This is a genomic window from Thauera sp., assembly GCF_035444905.1.
Classification (GTDB): Bacteria; Pseudomonadota; Gammaproteobacteria; order Burkholderiales; family Rhodocyclaceae; genus Thauera.
The window spans coordinates 18,525-33,429 of sequence record NZ_DAOMPS010000020.1 but is presented as its reverse complement, the minus strand read 5'-3'; the positions used below and the strand labels follow the sequence as shown (position 1 = coordinate 33,429).

Sequence of the window (14,905 nt, the reverse complement as noted above, 5' to 3'; positions counted from 1 at the left end):
GGCCAGGCGCACGACCCCGGCCTCGATGCCCCCAAGGCAGCCGCCGCCCATGCCCATCGTTCCCGCCCGCCTCGAACACAGCGCCGAAGGCGTCCCCTACTCCAGCGCCTTCGACGACATCTATCACTCCAGTGACGGCGCCCTGGGCCAGGCCCGGCACGTGTTCCTGGCCGGCAACGGGCTGCCGCAGCGCTGGCAGGGGCGCGAGCACTTCGTCGTGCTCGAGACCGGTTTCGGCCTCGGGCTCAATTTCCTCGCCACCTGGGCCGCCTGGCGTGAGGACCCGGGCCGTTGCACCCGCTTGCACTTTGTCTCCTGCGAACTACACCCGTTCACCCGTGAGGACCTCGCCTGCCTGCAGGCGCGCTGGCCCGAGTTCGGCGCGCTGGCGGCGCAATTGCAGGCGCAATGGCCGGCACTGACCCCCGGCGTGCATCGCCTGCATCTTGACGAGGGCCGGGTGGTGCTGACCCTTTACCTGGGTGACGCCCGCGACGGCCTCACGCAATTGGTGGCGCACGCGGACGCCTTCTACCTCGACGGCTTCGCCCCGGCGAAGAACCCCGAGCTGTGGTCGCCGCGCATCTTCCATCTGCTCGCCGGCCTGGCCGCGCCCGGCGCCACGCTGGCCACCTGGTCGGTCGCCGGCGAGGTCCGCAACGGCCTGCGCCACGCCGGCTTCGCGCTCGAGAAGGTGCCCGGCTTCGGCAGCAAGCGGCAGATGTTGCGCGGCCGCCTTGGCGAGGGCCGCGGGCAGCTCGAACCTACCGCCGGGCCGCCGGAGTCGGCCCGGCACGCCCTGGTCATCGGCGCCGGCCTGGCCGGCTGCAGCATCGCCGAGCGCCTCGCCGAGCGCGGCTGGACGGTGGAACTGATCGAGGGGGCGACGGGGCCGGCCAGCGGCGCCTCGGGCAATCTGGCCGGCGTGCTGCGCCCGCTGCCCAGCCTCGACGACAACCGCATGAGCCGGCTGACCCGCGCCGGCACGCTCCATGGCTGGGCCCACATTGCCCGCCTGCGGGCGCGCGGCCTCGAGGTGCGCGCCGAGGCCTGCGGCGTGCTGCACCTTGCGCGCGATGCCGCCCAGGACGCAAAGATGCGTGCGGTGGTCGAACGCCTGGCTCTGCCTGCCGACCACCTACGCTACGTCAGCGCCCGCGAGGCCGCACAACTGGCAGGGTGCGCGGTGGCCGCCGGTGGCTGGTGGTTTGCCGACAGCGGCTGGGTCCAGCCTCCCAGCCTGTGCGCGGCCAACCTCGCCGCAGCGGGCGCCCCATTGCAGACCCATTTCGGCCAGGCCGTGAGCCGGCTCGAGCGCCACGCCGATCTGTGGCAGGCGATGGACGCCGACGGCCGCTGCATCGCCGCGGCGCCAGTGGCGATCCTCGCCGCCGGGGTGGGCGTGCGTGCGCTGATCGGGGCCGAGAGCCTGCCGGTGGTCAGCGCTCGTGGCCAGGTCACGCTGCTGCCGGCCACCCGCGGCAGCGCACCGCGCGTCGTCGTGTGCCGCGGCGGCTATGTCAGCCCCGAGGTCGACGGGCTGCGCTGCGCCGGCGCGACCTTCGACGTCACTGATGAGGACCCCGCGCTGCATGCGTCGGATCACGCCGAGAACCTCACCAAGCTCGAAGCGATGCTGCCCGGTTTCACCCGCGAGTTGGGCGCTGTTCCGCTGCAGGGCCGCGTCGGCTTCCGCCCGGCCTCGCCCGACCGCCTGCCGATGGTCGGCACCCTGCCACAGGGCGTCGTCAGCAGCCCGAGCGCGGGGCTTACCGGCCTGGCCCGCCAACCCGGGCTGCACGTGCTGTCGGGCTACGGCGCGCGCGGCCTGGTGTGGTCGGCGCTGGCAGCCGAAGCCCTCGCCAGCGCGCTGTCGGCCGAGCCGCTGCCGCTGGAGCGCGATTTGTGGGAAGCGCTCGACCCTGGCCGCTTTCTGCTGCGTCCAGCCCGACAAGGCGCCATCAGGGAATGACGACCGAGCGCATCAAGGCGCTGCGTGCGGCCCTCGATCTGACCGAGTGGCGCCTGGAAACCACCCAGCGCCTCGCCCAGGTGGGCGACTGGGAACTCGATCGCGACAGCGGACGCATGACCTGGTCGCGCGAGCTGTTCCATCTGTTCGAGCGCCCCGAGGCGCTGGGCGAGCCCGACATCAACGAGGCGCTCGCACACTACACCCCTGCCTCGCTGGACCGCACGCGCGACCTCTTCTGGCACGCGATCGACACCGGCGACCGCTGCACGCTCGAGCAGGAGGTGCTGCTGCCCTCGGGCCAGTTGCGCCACCACGTCACGGTGATCGAGCCGCACAAGGATGCGAACGGGCGGGTGTTCAAGCTCTACGGCACGGTGCAGGACATCACCGCGCGCAAGCGCCTCGAGGCCGAGCGGCTGCGCCACCTCGCGCGCCTGGCCGAGCTGTCGCGCCACCTGGTCGCGGTCGAGGAGTCCGAGCGCCGCCAGCTCGCCAGCGCCCTGCACGATCGCGCCAGCCCCAACCTCGCCGCGCTGCACATCCTGTTCGCCAACCTGGTCGACGGCCTGCCCGACGCGGTTCGCCGCGAGTGTGAGCCCACGCTCGAGGACGCTGCAGCCCTGCTTGCCGACACTACGGCGGGAATTCGCGAGATCTGCACCGACCTCAGGCCGGCGACGCTGGACTACGCCGGCCTCGAACCTGCGCTACGCGAATATGTCGAAACTTTCAGGAAGCGCACCGGGATCGACGTGGTGTTCGCAGCGACGGGCGAGCACACCCGCAGCCTCGAATCCAGCGCGCAGACCTTGCTGTTCAGGCTTGTGAAGGAGGCCCTGACGAACTGTGCCAAGCATGCCTGTGCCGGGCGCATCCAGATCGCACTCGACAGCGATGCGAGGCAGACCCGCCTGAGCATCGCCGACGATGGCGTCGGCTTCGATCTCGCCCAGCTCGGCGAACCAGGCAACACCCCGGGCCTGGGCCTGATCACGATGCGCGAGCGTGTCGAACTTGCCGGTGGCCTGTTCGTGCTGTTGACCCGTCCGGGAGACGGCACCGTGATCGAGGTGTCGATCCCCCATCCCCGTCCGTTGCCGGAGCGACCATCATGAAGCTTCGCATCGCGCTTGCCGACGACCACCAGATGTTTCGTCACGCCCTGCGCGCGCTGCTCGCGCGCGACCCCGAGTTAGAGGTCGTCGCCGAAGCGGCCAGCGGTGAGGAGGTGCTTGCCGTCGCCGCCACACAGCCCATCGACCTCGTCTGCATGGACATTGCCATGCCCGGCATGAACGGCATCGAGGCAACACACAAGCTGCTTGCCGCGCATCCTGCGATTCGCGTGATCGGACTGTCGGCCTTCGCCGACCGCCAGTTCGTGATCGAGCTCCTCAACGCCGGCGCCCGGGGCTACATCACCAAGGGCGAAGCAGGCGACGAACTGCTGCGTGCAATCCGCACCGTGCGCCAGGGCCGCACCTACCTGTGCCCCGACGTGGCGGGCACGGTGACCGGCGCCTTGCGCGATCGCGACGAACTCGACACCGCCGTACCCCGCCTCACGGCGCGCGAACGCCAGGTGCTGCAACTGATCGCCGAGGGCTACACCTCGCCGCGCATCGCCGAGCGCCTGCACCTCGCGCCCTCCACTGTCGAGGTGCATCGGCGCAACATCATGCGCAAGCTCGACCTGCACAACGTGGCCGAGCTCACCCGCTACGCGATCACCAACGGCATCAGCCCGAGCGCGGTCAGCGAGGTCGCACGGCAGGTTTGAATGGTGCACAGGGAACGCCTACCGGTTTCCCGGTAGGCAGAACCAGCGGAAGCGGGTATGTGCCCACGACGGGCATTCCGCTAGCATTTACAGCTTGAGGTTTTCCAGTACCTCGCTTCCGGAGATCGCCATGAGCACCTATTCCACCAACGCAAGATTCGCCGCAACGGCCAACACCAGCATCGCGCACCTGCAGGCCTACGCCCAGATCGCCATCGACGCCTCCGAGAAGCTTCTCGCCCTCAACCTCGACACCGCCCGCACGCTGTGCGAACTGGCCTCCAGCAGCGCCGCGCAGATCGACCTCAAGGATCCGCAGGACACGCTGGCCAGGCAGTCCGCCTCGCAGAGCAAGGGCTTCGAGCACCTCACCGACTACCTGCGCGGCGTCGGCGAGCTCTACGTGCAGACCCAGAACGACGTCGCCGATGTCGGCGCGCGCCAGTTCGCTGACCTGCAGCGCTCCTTCCAGTCGCTGTTCGACGAGGCCGGCAAGCTGACCATGGTCAACCCGCTCGACATCATCGCCGCACCCGAGACCAGCAGCCCGCGCCAGCGCAAGGCAGCCTGATCGCGCCCCGCGCGCAGCGCACAAAGCCCCGGCCCGACCGGGGCTTTTTCTTGCCTGCGATTTGGATGCTTGATGATCATCAAGCATCCAAATCCACAGAACCCGCGGATCCATTGAGGCCTTTCGATTCTTGATATCCATCAAAGCGGCTATCCGGCAGCCTGCAAGAGTGCCTACCGTCGTCCATTTCAACGTCTATAACACCCAGCACGACGTCGATTAATATCGGCAGACCCGGAGGGCCCAGCGTCCAACCGGCCTGGTGCCGGCACCGCCGGTCGGACGACGGACGATAGGTCTGATTCTCTTGAACACACGGTTACGACGCGGTACTTGGGCACAACGGGACTTCCTGTCCCGCTGTGCCATCTTTTTTGGACTCTCGCCCGAACGCCTCGACGAGCTCGAGCGCGCAGGGCGCCTGCTCGAGCTGGCGAGCCACGCCATGCTGTACCGCGCAGGCGAGCCGATACGCCAGGCCTGGCTGCTGTGCAGTGGCAGCGTCGTGCGTTTCGTGCCCCTCGAGGACGAGTCGCGGAAGGTCATCGAGGTCGTGCAGGCCCCGCAGCTGCTCAACCTGGGCGAAACCTTCAGCGCCACGCACTACGGATCATCGTGCGAGAGCAGCACACGCTGCATCGTCGTCGCGATCGACCTGCGGGTGCTGCGCGCGATGATGGCCGCCGAGCCCGCGCTGAGCGCGAACCTGATCGAGACCCTGGCCCGCCGACAGGTCACGATCGAAACGGACAGCCGCGGTCATCATCGCAGCACGACCGGCGCCCAGCGCATCCTCGACTACCTGCTCGCACAGGCGGGCGACCGCAAGGCGCTGGCCGGTGAGACCACCGTCACGCTCAAGGCCAGCAAGAAGGTGATCGCCTCGCAGGTGGGCCTCACGCCCGAGGCCTTCTCGCGCAGCCTGCGCCAGTTGATCGACCAGGGCGTGCTGATGGTCGACAAGCGCAACTTCCATATCCAGCACGCCGCCCTGCTCGATACCGGCCTGGGCGACTCCGCCCACCGGCTGAAATTCGCGCGCAAGTCGCGACGCGATGCCGCTAACACGGGCGGCCAACCCGCCCCCGGCGCGCTCATCAATCTCTGCGGTCGGCTGCGGTTTCTGTCGCAGCGGCTGGCGATTGCCTGGGCCCGGCTCGCCTGGTCGATCTCGCCCGCCGATGCGAGCATCTGCCTGCGTCAGTTCGACAGCGACTTCGAGCGCATGCTGGCGCGCCTGCGTGGGCTGTCGCTCGAGGCGGCCCTGCACGAGCCACTGGCGGCCGTGCTCCAGGCCTGGCCCGCCTACCGCCAGGCCCTGTTTGTCGGCGGCGTCTCCGCGGCGGACAGCGCGAGCCTCCTGCGCCAGAGCGAAGCGCTGCTCGAGGCCGCAGACCGCCTCACCGGCGCGGCCGAACACTGCGCCGGCACGCCCGATGCCCGCTACGTCAACGTCGCGGGCAGAAACCGCATGCTGTCGCAGCGCATCGGCAAGCTGTACCTCTTTCGCGAGCTGGTCGACGCCCGCGGCTGGGTCGACGAGCAGATCGCCGCATCCATCGCCGAGTTCGAAGCCAATCTCGACGAACTGCGCCAAAGTGGCCGCCAGCTACCGGAACTCGTCGCCCAGCTCGACGAAGTCGGCCAGCAATGGGCGAAATTCCGCCGTGCGCTCGAGCCCGACCCCTCCCACCTGAACAGGACCCGGCACGCCCGCCTGTTGCTCGCCGAGGGCGACCGCCTGCTGCGCTATGTCGACACGACCGTCAAGCTCTACGAAAGGCTGAGCAAGTGAGGCGCCACGACCCGGGCCGGGCCTGGCGCATGGATACAGGCACCTGAACGTCAATGTCATCGAGATCAACCCTGAAGCACGGCCTTGAGCATGTCCGCGAGCTGCTCGGCATTCCCCACCGCGGCCAGCACGGCGGCGAGCCCTGGGTGGCGAGCGTGGGCGGCCTGCTCGGCATCGCGATCGTGGTGGCGGTCACCCAGGCCATGCTCGGCACCGAGGCGGCGGTCTTCGTCGTGCCCTCACTCGGCGCGGCCGCGGTGATCGTGTTCGCCGCGCCACACAGCCAGTTCGCCCAGCCCTGGCCGCTGCTTGCCGGCAACATGTTGTCGGCGCTGGTGGGCGTGCTGTGCCAGCTCGTGATCCCCGAGCCGACCCTGGCGGGCGCGGCGGCGGTGGGGGGCGCGATCGGCGTCATGCACCTGGCGCGCTGCATCCATCCGCCGGGGGGCGCGACCGCGCTCGCCGCCGTGGTCGGCGGCCCGGCGATCCACGAACTGGGCTTTGCCTACGCGCTCTACCCGGTCGGGCTGAACTGCCTGATCCTGGCCGCTGCCGCGGCCCTCTTCAACTACCCCTTTCCGTGGCGGCGCTACCCGGCCAGCCTGACGCACTACGCGCCGCTGCCGCCGGGCCGCGGCGGCAGCGGCTATCCCCGGCCCAGCGACGATCAGGTGCGCGAGGCCATGGACGAGCTCAATGTCGTCATCGACGTCAGTCCGGAAGAATTGCGCCAGGTGATCCACCACGCGATGTCGATCGCGCAGCGCAACGCCGACAGCCTGCTGCCGCAGGTGAAGGCCGGGCACTTCTACTGCAATGACCGCCCCGGCCAGCAGTGGTCGGTACGCCAGATCATCGACGAGCACCGCTCGGCCAATCCGGACCAGGACATCGTCATCTACCGGGTGGTCGCCGGAAAGGGCTTGAACCGCACCGGGAGCTGCACCCGGCTCGAGTTCGCACGCTGGGTGGGGAGCGAGTTCCGCCCCCGACGCAAGCCATCGTGAGGCGGGCCCGGGCCGCTTGGCCCAGGCAGTGAGGCTTCAGAGCTGACGATCGAGCCGTGCCAGGACGTGATCACGGCCGAGCACCTCGAGCACGGCGTCGATCGACGGCGTCTGCGGCACGCCGAGCACCGCCACCCGCAGCGGAATCGCCACCTGCGGCATCTTCAGTCCGTGCTCGGCCATGGTGTCCTTGATCGCCTGGCTCAGCGCCGCCCTCTCCCACGCGACCTCGGCGAGCCGGCCGCGCAGGCTGGCAAGGGCCGCACGCGCGGTCTCGGTCAGGTGCTGGCCGATGACCTCCGGCGCAGGATGGACGTCGGCGACGAAGAGCGCCGCCGAGTCGGCCAGCTCATTGAGGTTGGCGACCCGGTCCTTGTACAGCGCCACCACCGCCTCCAGCGCCACCCCGGTTTCGGGATTCACCCCGCGGCGCGCCAGGCGATTGGCCACCTCAGCGGCGAGGAAGCGGTCGTCGGCCTTCTTGATGTACTGCGCGTTGAGCCAGTTGAGCTTCTCGGTGTTGAACTGCGCCGCCGAAGGCGTGATGTGGTCGAGGTCGAACCACTCGACGAACTGCTGGCGGCTGAAGACCTCGTCGTCGCCATGGCTCCAGCCCAGGCGCGCGAGGTAATTGATCACCGCCTCGGGCAGGTAGCCGTCGTCGTCGTACTGCATCACGCTCACCGCGCCGTGGCGCTTGGAGAGCTTGGTGCCGTCGTCACCGAGGATCATCGACAGGTGGGCGTACAGCGGCACCTCGGCACCGAGCGCGCGCAGCACGTTGATCTGGCGCGGGGTGTTGTTCACATGGTCGTCGCCGCGGATGACGTGGGTGATGCCCATGTCCCAGTCATCGACCACCACGCAGAAGTTGTAGGTCGGCGTGCCATCGGCGCGCGCGATGATGAAGTCGTCCAGTTCCGTGTTGCCGATCTCGATGCGGCCCTTGACCAGGTCGTCCCACGCCACCACACCCTCGGTCGGGTTACGGAAGCGCACGACCGGCTGCACGCCTTCGGGCGGCGGCGGCAGGGCCTTGCCCGCCTCGGACCGCCAGCGGCCGTCGTAGCGCGGCTTCTCGCCGCGCGCGCGCTGCTCCTCGCGGATGCGGTCGAGCTCTTCGGGCGACATGTAGCAGTGATAGGCGGTGCCGGCGGCCAGCATCTGCTGGATGACGTCCTTGTACCGGTCCATGCGTTGCATCTGGTAGAACGGGCCTTCGTCGTGCTCCAGACCCAGCCAGTGCATGCCGTCGAGGATCGCCTGCACCGCCTCGGGGGTCGAGCGCGCGACGTCGGTGTCCTCGATGCGCAGGATGAAGGTGCCGCCGTGGCGACGGGCGAAGGCCCAGGAGAACAGTGCGGTGCGGGCACCGCCGATGTGGAGGTAGCCGGTCGGGCTGGGAGCGAAGCGGGTGCGGACGGGGCGGGAAGCGGAATTCATCGTTGCGTTCGGTGGTGTTCGTTCGTTTGGATACGGGGTGGCACGGGCGGCGAGCGCGGAGGACGACTCAGCTCAGCAGCAGCTTGTCGTCGTCGACCTCCTCGCCACGCACCTTCTCGAACATCTCGAGCAGATGATGCACGTCGAGGCCTTCGCGCTCCTTGCCGGACACATCCAGCACGACCTGTCCCTGGTGCAGCATCACCGTGCGCTGGCCGACGTCGAGCGCCTGGCGCATCGAGTGGGTGACCATCATCGTGGTGAGCTTATGCTCGGCGACGATGCGTACGGTGAGCTCGAGCACGAAGGCCGCGGTGCGCGGGTCGAGCGCCGCGGTGTGCTCGTCGAGCAGCAGCAGGCGCGAGGGCCGCAGCGCCGCCATCAGCAGGCTCACTGCCTGGCGCTGGCCACCGGAGAGCAGGCCAATGCGGTCGGACAGGCGGTTTTCCAGGCCGAGACCAAGGGTGGCCAACTGGGCGCGGAACTCCTCGCGCAGCGCAGGCTTGACCGCGAACGAGAAGCCGCGGCGCTCGCCGCGCATCTTGGCGAGCGCCATGTTCTCCTCGATGGTCAGGTCCTCGCAGGTGCCGGCGAGCGGGTCCTGGAACACACGCGCGACGTGGCGCGCGCGCACCCACACTGGCTGGCGGGTCATGTCGATGCCGTCGATCTCGATCGTGCCCCTGTCGACCCGCTGCTCGCCGGACACGGCATTGAGGAAGGTCGACTTGCCGGCGCCGTTGGAGCCGATCACGGTGACGAACTGCCCGGTCGGGATCTCGAGCGACATGCCGCGCAGGGCCTGGGTCTCGATCGGCGTGCCGGGGTTGAAGGTCAGATGCAGGTCGGTTGCCTTGAGCATGTCAGTTCCCTCTCTTGCCCGACCAGTGGGCGCGCAGCCTGGGCACCACCAGCGCGACCGTCACCAGCACCGCGGTGACGAGGTTGAGGTCCTGCGCCTGCAGGCCGATGAAGTCGGAATTGAGCGCCACGGCGATGAAGAAGCGATAGACGATGGCGCCGACGATGACCGCGATCGTCGCCAGGTAGAGCTTGCGCGAGGGCAACAGGCTCTCGCCGACGATCACCGCCGCGAGGCCGATGACGATGGTGCCCACGCCCATCGAGATGTCCGCCCCGCCCTGGGTCTGCGCGAACAGCGCGCCCGCCAGGCCGACCAGCGCGTTCGACAGCGCCATGCCGGCGAGCACCGCCAGCCCGGTGTTGACGCCCTGGGCACGGGCCATGCGCGCGTTGGAACCGGTGGCGCGGATCGCGAGCCCGGTCTGGGTGGAGAAATAGGCGTCCAGCCCGAGCTTGACCACGATCACGATCAGCACCAGCAGCAGCGGCCGGAAGACGTAATCGACCAGCGCCTCGGGCTGCAGCAGGTTGAACACCGTCGGCTCCATGATCAGCGGCACATTGGGCTTGCCCATGATGCGCAGGTTGATCGAGTACAGCGCGATCATCATCAGGATGCTGGCGAGCAGGTCCATGATCTTGAGGCGCACGTTGAGCCAGCCGGTGATCATGCCGGCGACCGCCCCCGCGACCGTCGCCGCGATGGTGGCGGTGAAGGGGTCGGAGCCGGAGGCGATCATGGTCGCGGCGACGGCGCCGCCGAGCGGAAAGCTGCCATCGACGGTCAGGTCGGGAAAGCGCAGCAGGCGAAAGGAGATGTACACACCGAGGGCGACCAGGCTGAAGATCAGACCGATCTCCAGCGCCCCGAGCAAGGTGTAGAGCGACATGAGCAATGACCGATGAGGGAAGACAGTGGGGCACCCGCGACGGGCGCCCCGCGCCGGTGCGCCGGCGGCTTATTCGACGACCTGGGCCGCGTCCTTGACGAGATCCTCGGACAAGGTGATGCCCTGGCGCTGGGCGGCGGCCGGGTTCACATGCAGCGCGAGCGTGTTGCTGGTCTCGGAGGCGATGTCGCCCGGCTTCTCGCCGTTGAGGATGCGCGCCACGATCTGGCCGGTCTGCACGCCCAATGCCTTGTAGTCCATGCCGTAGGCCGCCACCGCGCCGCGCTTGACGCTGTCGGTGTCGGCGGCGACCAGCGGAATCCTGGCGTCCATGCCGACCTTGACCAGGGCCTCGTAGGCCGACACCACGTTGTTGTCGGTGCTGGTGTAGAACACGTCCACCTTGCCGATCAGGCTGCGCGCGGCCGAGCCGACGTCGACCGAACGCGGCGCGGCCGCGTCGACCAGGCTCATGCCGTGCTTGGGCAGCAGGCTGCGCATCTGCTCGAGCACCACCACCGAATTGGCCTCGCCCGGGTTGAACACCATGCCGACGCGCTTGGCCTCGGGCGTCACGCGCTTGATCAGTTCGATCTGCTTCTCGAGTTCGAGCGCGTCGGACACGCCGGTGATGTTGCTGCCCGACGCGTCCATCGAAGGCACGAGCTTGGCCGCGACCGGATCGGTCACCGCCGAATACACCAGCGGGATCGTCTTGGTGGCGGCCGCCACCGCCTGGGCCGAAGGCGTGGCAATGGCGACGATCACGTCAGCCCGGTCGCCGATGAACTTGCGCGCGATCTGCGCCGCCGTGCCGGTATTGCCCTGTGCGCTCTGGTACTGCCACTTGAGGTTCTTGCCCTCCTCGAAGCCGGCCTCGGCCAGGCCCTGCTTGACGCCATCGCGCACGGCATCGAGCGCCGGGTGCTCGACGATGGCGGTGATGGCGACGGACTTCTGCTGGGCATGGGCGGGCGCAGTCATCGCAAAAGCCAGCGCCAGCGCGCCGAACAAGGCATTGCGGGTGATCTTGAAGCGCATGAAAAACTCCTTGGCGGCCCTGTCGGCCTGAAATGGTCAGCAAACGCAGCCTGCCACGGCGCAGGCGAAAACGCGCAAGTGTACCGAGGGCAAGCGTTTTTCGCGACAGAAACCGACAAGGACAGCGAAGCCTGCCGCGCACAGGACGAGCCGCGCGCCCGGCATCCGCTTGCATCAAGGACTGTATTTTTTTACAGTTCCAAAGTGATTCCAGCGTATGCCGAACTCCATTGCCTCAGCAACTTCAGCTTCCAGCGTGGCGCCTCGCACCCCGAGGAGCTCGTCGCGCAGGCGGCGGCCTTCGGCTATGCCGCCCTCGCCCTCACCGACGAGTGCTCGCTCGCGGGCGTGGTGCGCGCCCACCGCGCCCTGCAGGCCCTGCCTGGCGAGCACCGCCCGCGGCTGATCATCGGCAGCGAGCTGCAGCTCGCCGACGGCCCCTGCATCGTATTGCTGGCGACGACGCGCGCCGGCTACGGCCAGCTGTCGCGCCTCATCACCCAGGCTCGGCGTGCTGCGGTCAAGGGGACGTACCAGCTCACGCGGGCCATGCTCGATGCGGCCTGCAGCGCCGGTACGCAGCGCGACTGCCTGGCCTTGCTGGTGCCACCCGCCGCCTTTCCTCCCGCCGCCTTCCCGCCCTCGGGACGCCCGCCCCTCACCGCCATCGACACCGCCAGCACAACCCCTGAAGGCCCGCAAGCCTCCCCCGCCCACCAAGCCCTCGAAGCCGACGCGGTCTGGCTGGCGCAGCGTTATCCCGGCCGCGCCTGGATGGCGGTGACGGTCCGGCTCGACGGCCGCGACCGCGCGCGCATCACCCTGCTGCGCCGCATCGCCCGCAGCGCCGGCATCCCGGCGGTGGCCGCCAGCGGCGCGCTGATGCACGCCCGCGAGCGCCGCCCACTGGCCGACGTAATGACCGCGCTGCGCCTGCACTGCAGCGTGGCCGAGGCCGGGCTGGCGCTGGCCGCCAATGCCGAGCAGCGCCTGCACGACCGCGACACCCTCGCCCGCCGCTACCCGCCCGCCCTGCTGGCCGAAACCCTGGCGGTCGCCGAACGCTGCACTTTCAGCCTCGACGAGCTGCGCTACGAATACCCCGCCGAACTCGTCCCCGACGGCGAAACCCCGGCGCGCTGGCTGCGCCGGCTGGTCGAGGGCGGGCTGGCATGGCGCTACGGCAAGGATGCAAAGGCCCCCTGCGCGCTCCCTTCCGCACCTGCAGACAGGCACAGCACACCGCCGCCGCGCATCGCCCGCCCCGCCTCCACCGCCACCCCGCCACGACCGCCCGAAGACCCCGCACCACCGCCGGTGCGCGCGCAGATCGAACACGAGCTGGCGCTGATCGCCGAGCTCGGCTACGAGCCCTACTTCCTCACCGTGCACGACATCGTCCGCTTCGCCCGCGAGGCCGGCATCCTGTGTCAGGGCCGCGGCTCGGCGGCGAACTCGGTGGTGTGCTGGGCGCTCGGCATCACCGAGGTCGATCCGCAGCTCGGCATCATGCTGGTCGAGCGCTTCATCTCGCGCGAGCGCAACGAGCCGCCCGACATCGACGTCGACTTCGAGCACGACCGCCGCGAGGAGGTCATCCAGTACATTTACCGCAAGTACGGCCGCGAGCGCGCCGCGCTGGCCGCCACCGTGATCAGCTACCGCGCGCGCAGCGCGCTGCGCGACGTCGGCCGTGCCCTCGGCCTGGACGAGGCGCTGGTCGAGCGCCTGACGCGCGCGCACCACTGGTTCGACGGCCGCCGCATCCAGCCCGAACGCCTGATGGAGGCCGGGCTCGACCCCGCCAGCCCGGTCACCCGGCGCCTGGTCGCGCTCACCGAGGAACTCATCGGCTTTCCGCGCCACCTGTCGCAGCACGTCGGCGGCTTCGTCATCGCCCGCGGCCGGCTCGACGAGCTGGTGCCGGTCGAGAACGCCGCCATGGCCGAGCGCACCGTGATCCAGTGGGACAAGAACGACCTCGACGCCGTCGGCCTGATGAAGATCGACGTGCTCGCGCTCGGCATGCTGTCGGCGCTGCGCCGCGGCCTGGCGCTGGTATCGGCCTGGCGCGGGCGGCCGCTGACGCTGGCAACGATCCCGCGCGAGCAGCCGGCGGTGTACGACATGCTGTCGCGGGCGGACTCGGTCGGCGTGTTCCAGGTCGAATCGCGCGCGCAGATGACCATGCTGCCGCGCTTGAAGCCGCGCCGCTTCTACGACCTGGTGGTGGAGGTCGCCATCGTGCGCCCCGGCCCGATCCAGGGCGGCATGGTCCATCCCTACCTGCAGGCGCGCGAGCGTGCCGCGCGCGGCGAGGATCCGATGGACGGGCTGCGCGAAGAGATCCGCAGCGTGCTGGCGCGCACGCTGGGGGTGCCGATCTTCCAGGAACAGGTGATGCAGCTCGCCGTGGTGGCGGCCGATTTCAGCGGCGGCGAGGCCGACCAGTTGCGCCGCGCGATGGGCGCCTGGCGACGCCAGGGCGAGCTCGAGCGCTACCGCGAAAAGCTGCTCGCCGGGCTGGCGAAGAACCGCTACGACCCCGACTTCGCCCAGCGCCTGTGCCAGCAGATCGAAGGCTTCGGCAGCTACGGCTTTCCCGAATCCCACGCCGCCAGCTTTGCGCTGCTGGTCTATGCCTCGGCCTGGTTGAAGTGCTTCGAGCCTGCCGCCTTCCTCGCCGCCCTGCTCAACAGCCAGCCGATGGGCTTCTATTCGCCTTCGCAACTGATCCAGGACGCGCGCCGCCACGGCGTCGAGGTGCGCGCGGCGGACGTCACCCGGAGCGAATGGGATTGCACCCTGGAGCCTGCCACCTCGCAGCCCGCTGTGCGCCTCGGCCTGCGCCTGATCCGTGGCCTCGCCCGGGACGCCGCCGTGCGCATCGTCGCCGCCCGCGCCGAGCGCGCCTTTGCCGACACCCAGGAGCTCGCCGCCCGCGCCCGGCTGGACGCCGGCGACCTGCGCACGCTCGCCGCCGGCGGCGCCCTCGTCACCCTCGCCGGCCATCGCCGCCAGGCCCTGTGGCAGGCGAGCGGCGCCGCGCCCCTGCCCGGCCTGCTCGCCGGCGCCCCCGGCGGCGACGTCGCCGCCACCCTGGCGGCACCGGCCGAGGCCGAGGATCTGCTGGCCGATTACGCCCGTCTCGGCTTCACCCTCGGCCGCCACCCGCTGTCATTCGTGCGCGAGCAGCTCGCCCGCCTGCGCTTTCTCACCGCGGCCGACATCGCCCTCGCCGCCGACCGCATGCTCGCCCGCGGCGCCGGCCTGGTCACTTGCCGCCAGCGCCCCGGCACCGCCAAGGGCACGCTGTTCGTCACCCTGGAAGACGAAACCGGGCTCACCAACGTCATCGTCCGCGCCGAACTCTTCGAGCAGCAGCGCCGCATCCTGCTCGGCGCGCGGCTGCTGGGCGTGTTCGGCCAGATCAGCCGCCAGGGGCGCGTCGTGCATCTGGTGGCGAGCCGGGTGGTCGACCACTCCGCGCTGCTGGGCACGCTCGAGGCCAGCAGCCGGGACTTTCACTGAAGGCCCGC

11 protein-coding genes are annotated in these 14,905 nt (G+C 69.8%); 7 read left to right on the top strand and 4 right to left on the bottom strand.

Translation table 11 applies throughout. The features are described from left to right. Nucleotides 1–49: 49 nt before the first annotated feature. From mnmC to PLC66_RS10850, 6 genes are all read left to right on the top strand, one after another. Nucleotides 50–1,972, top strand: a complete 1,923-nt coding sequence (gene mnmC, locus PLC66_RS10875) for a bifunctional tRNA (5-methylaminomethyl-2-thiouridine)(34)-methyltransferase MnmC2/FAD-dependent 5-carboxymethylaminomethyl-2-thiouridine(34) oxidoreductase MnmC1 (protein WP_324540243.1) — start codon at nucleotides 50–52, stop codon at nucleotides 1,970–1,972. After that, nucleotides 1,969–3,090, top strand: coding sequence for a PAS domain-containing sensor histidine kinase (locus PLC66_RS10870; RefSeq protein ID WP_324540241.1), 1,122 nt, complete (start codon nucleotides 1,969–1,971; stop codon nucleotides 3,088–3,090). The genes mnmC and PLC66_RS10870 overlap by 4 nt, the downstream gene beginning before the upstream one ends. Beyond that, nucleotides 3,087–3,755: a response regulator gene (locus PLC66_RS10865; protein ID WP_324540239.1), complete on the top strand. Its 669-nt coding sequence runs from the start codon at nucleotides 3,087–3,089 to the stop codon at nucleotides 3,753–3,755. Before PLC66_RS10870 ends, PLC66_RS10865 begins: the two co-directional genes overlap by 4 nt. 130 nt (nucleotides 3,756–3,885) lie before the next feature. Beyond that, nucleotides 3,886–4,326 (top strand): phasin family protein, encoded by a 441-nt coding sequence (locus tag PLC66_RS10860; protein WP_324540237.1) that lies wholly within the window; start codon nucleotides 3,886–3,888, stop codon nucleotides 4,324–4,326. Between the two features lie 307 nt (nucleotides 4,327–4,633). Further along, nucleotides 4,634–6,121 carry a type IV pili methyl-accepting chemotaxis transducer N-terminal domain-containing protein gene (locus PLC66_RS10855; protein ID WP_324540235.1) on the top strand — a complete coding sequence of 496 codons (1,488 nt, stop codon included), beginning with the start codon at nucleotides 4,634–4,636 and terminating at the stop codon, nucleotides 6,119–6,121. Between the two features lie 53 nt (nucleotides 6,122–6,174). Continuing rightward, the gene (locus tag PLC66_RS10850; protein WP_324540233.1) at nucleotides 6,175–7,128 is read left to right on the top strand and encodes an HPP family protein; all 954 of its coding nucleotides are present in this window, start codon (nucleotides 6,175–6,177) and stop codon (nucleotides 7,126–7,128) included. 36 nt (nucleotides 7,129–7,164) lie between these two features. Here PLC66_RS10850 and gltX read toward each other — a convergent pair whose 3' ends face one another. The 4 genes from gltX to PLC66_RS10830 all read right to left on the bottom strand — a co-directional run bounded on the left by gltX (nucleotide 7,165) and on the right by PLC66_RS10830 (nucleotide 11,366). After that, on the bottom strand, nucleotides 7,165–8,571 hold the full coding sequence (gltX, locus tag PLC66_RS10845; RefSeq protein ID WP_324540231.1) for a glutamate--tRNA ligase: 1,407 nt from the start codon (nucleotides 8,569–8,571) through the stop codon (nucleotides 7,165–7,167). Between the two features lie 67 nt (nucleotides 8,572–8,638). Continuing rightward, nucleotides 8,639–9,433, bottom strand: coding sequence for an ABC transporter ATP-binding protein (locus tag PLC66_RS10840; protein ID WP_324540229.1), 795 nt, complete (start codon nucleotides 9,431–9,433; stop codon nucleotides 8,639–8,641). A gap of 1 nt (nucleotide 9,434) precedes the next feature. After that, nucleotides 9,435–10,325: an ABC transporter permease gene (locus PLC66_RS10835; RefSeq protein WP_324540227.1), complete on the bottom strand. Its 891-nt coding sequence runs from the start codon at nucleotides 10,323–10,325 to the stop codon at nucleotides 9,435–9,437. A 69-nt stretch (nucleotides 10,326–10,394) separates the two neighbouring features. Next, nucleotides 10,395–11,366, bottom strand: coding sequence for an ABC transporter substrate-binding protein (locus tag PLC66_RS10830; RefSeq protein WP_324540225.1), 972 nt, complete (start codon nucleotides 11,364–11,366; stop codon nucleotides 10,395–10,397). A 204-nt stretch (nucleotides 11,367–11,570) separates the two neighbouring features. On the opposite strand from PLC66_RS10830, the gene PLC66_RS10825 reads away from it, so the two are divergent. Further along, entirely contained in the window at nucleotides 11,571–14,897 is a 3,327-nt protein-coding gene (locus tag PLC66_RS10825; protein WP_324540223.1) for an error-prone DNA polymerase, read from the top strand. Nucleotides 14,898–14,905 lie beyond the last annotated feature (8 nt).

Bases quoted from the DNA above. Each gene is read 5' to 3' on its own strand.
- PLC66_RS10830 (WP_324540225.1), bottom strand. From the start codon at position 11,366: ATGCGCTTCAAGATCACCCGCAATGCCTTGTTCGGCGCGCTGGCGCTG.
- mnmC (WP_324540243.1), top strand. From the start codon at position 50: ATGCCCATCGTTCCCGCCCGCCTCGAACACAGCGCCGAAGGCGTCCCC.
- PLC66_RS10840 (WP_324540229.1), bottom strand. From the start codon at position 9,433: ATGCTCAAGGCAACCGACCTGCATCTGACCTTCAACCCCGGCACGCCG.
- PLC66_RS10865 (WP_324540239.1), top strand. From the start codon at position 3,087: ATGAAGCTTCGCATCGCGCTTGCCGACGACCACCAGATGTTTCGTCAC.
- gltX (WP_324540231.1), bottom strand. From the start codon at position 8,571: ATGAATTCCGCTTCCCGCCCCGTCCGCACCCGCTTCGCTCCCAGCCCG.
- PLC66_RS10860 (WP_324540237.1), top strand. From the start codon at position 3,886: ATGAGCACCTATTCCACCAACGCAAGATTCGCCGCAACGGCCAACACC.
- PLC66_RS10835 (WP_324540227.1), bottom strand. From the start codon at position 10,325: ATGTCGCTCTACACCTTGCTCGGGGCGCTGGAGATCGGTCTGATCTTC.
- PLC66_RS10850 (WP_324540233.1), top strand. From the start codon at position 6,175: ATGTCATCGAGATCAACCCTGAAGCACGGCCTTGAGCATGTCCGCGAG.
- PLC66_RS10870 (WP_324540241.1), top strand. From the start codon at position 1,969: ATGACGACCGAGCGCATCAAGGCGCTGCGTGCGGCCCTCGATCTGACC.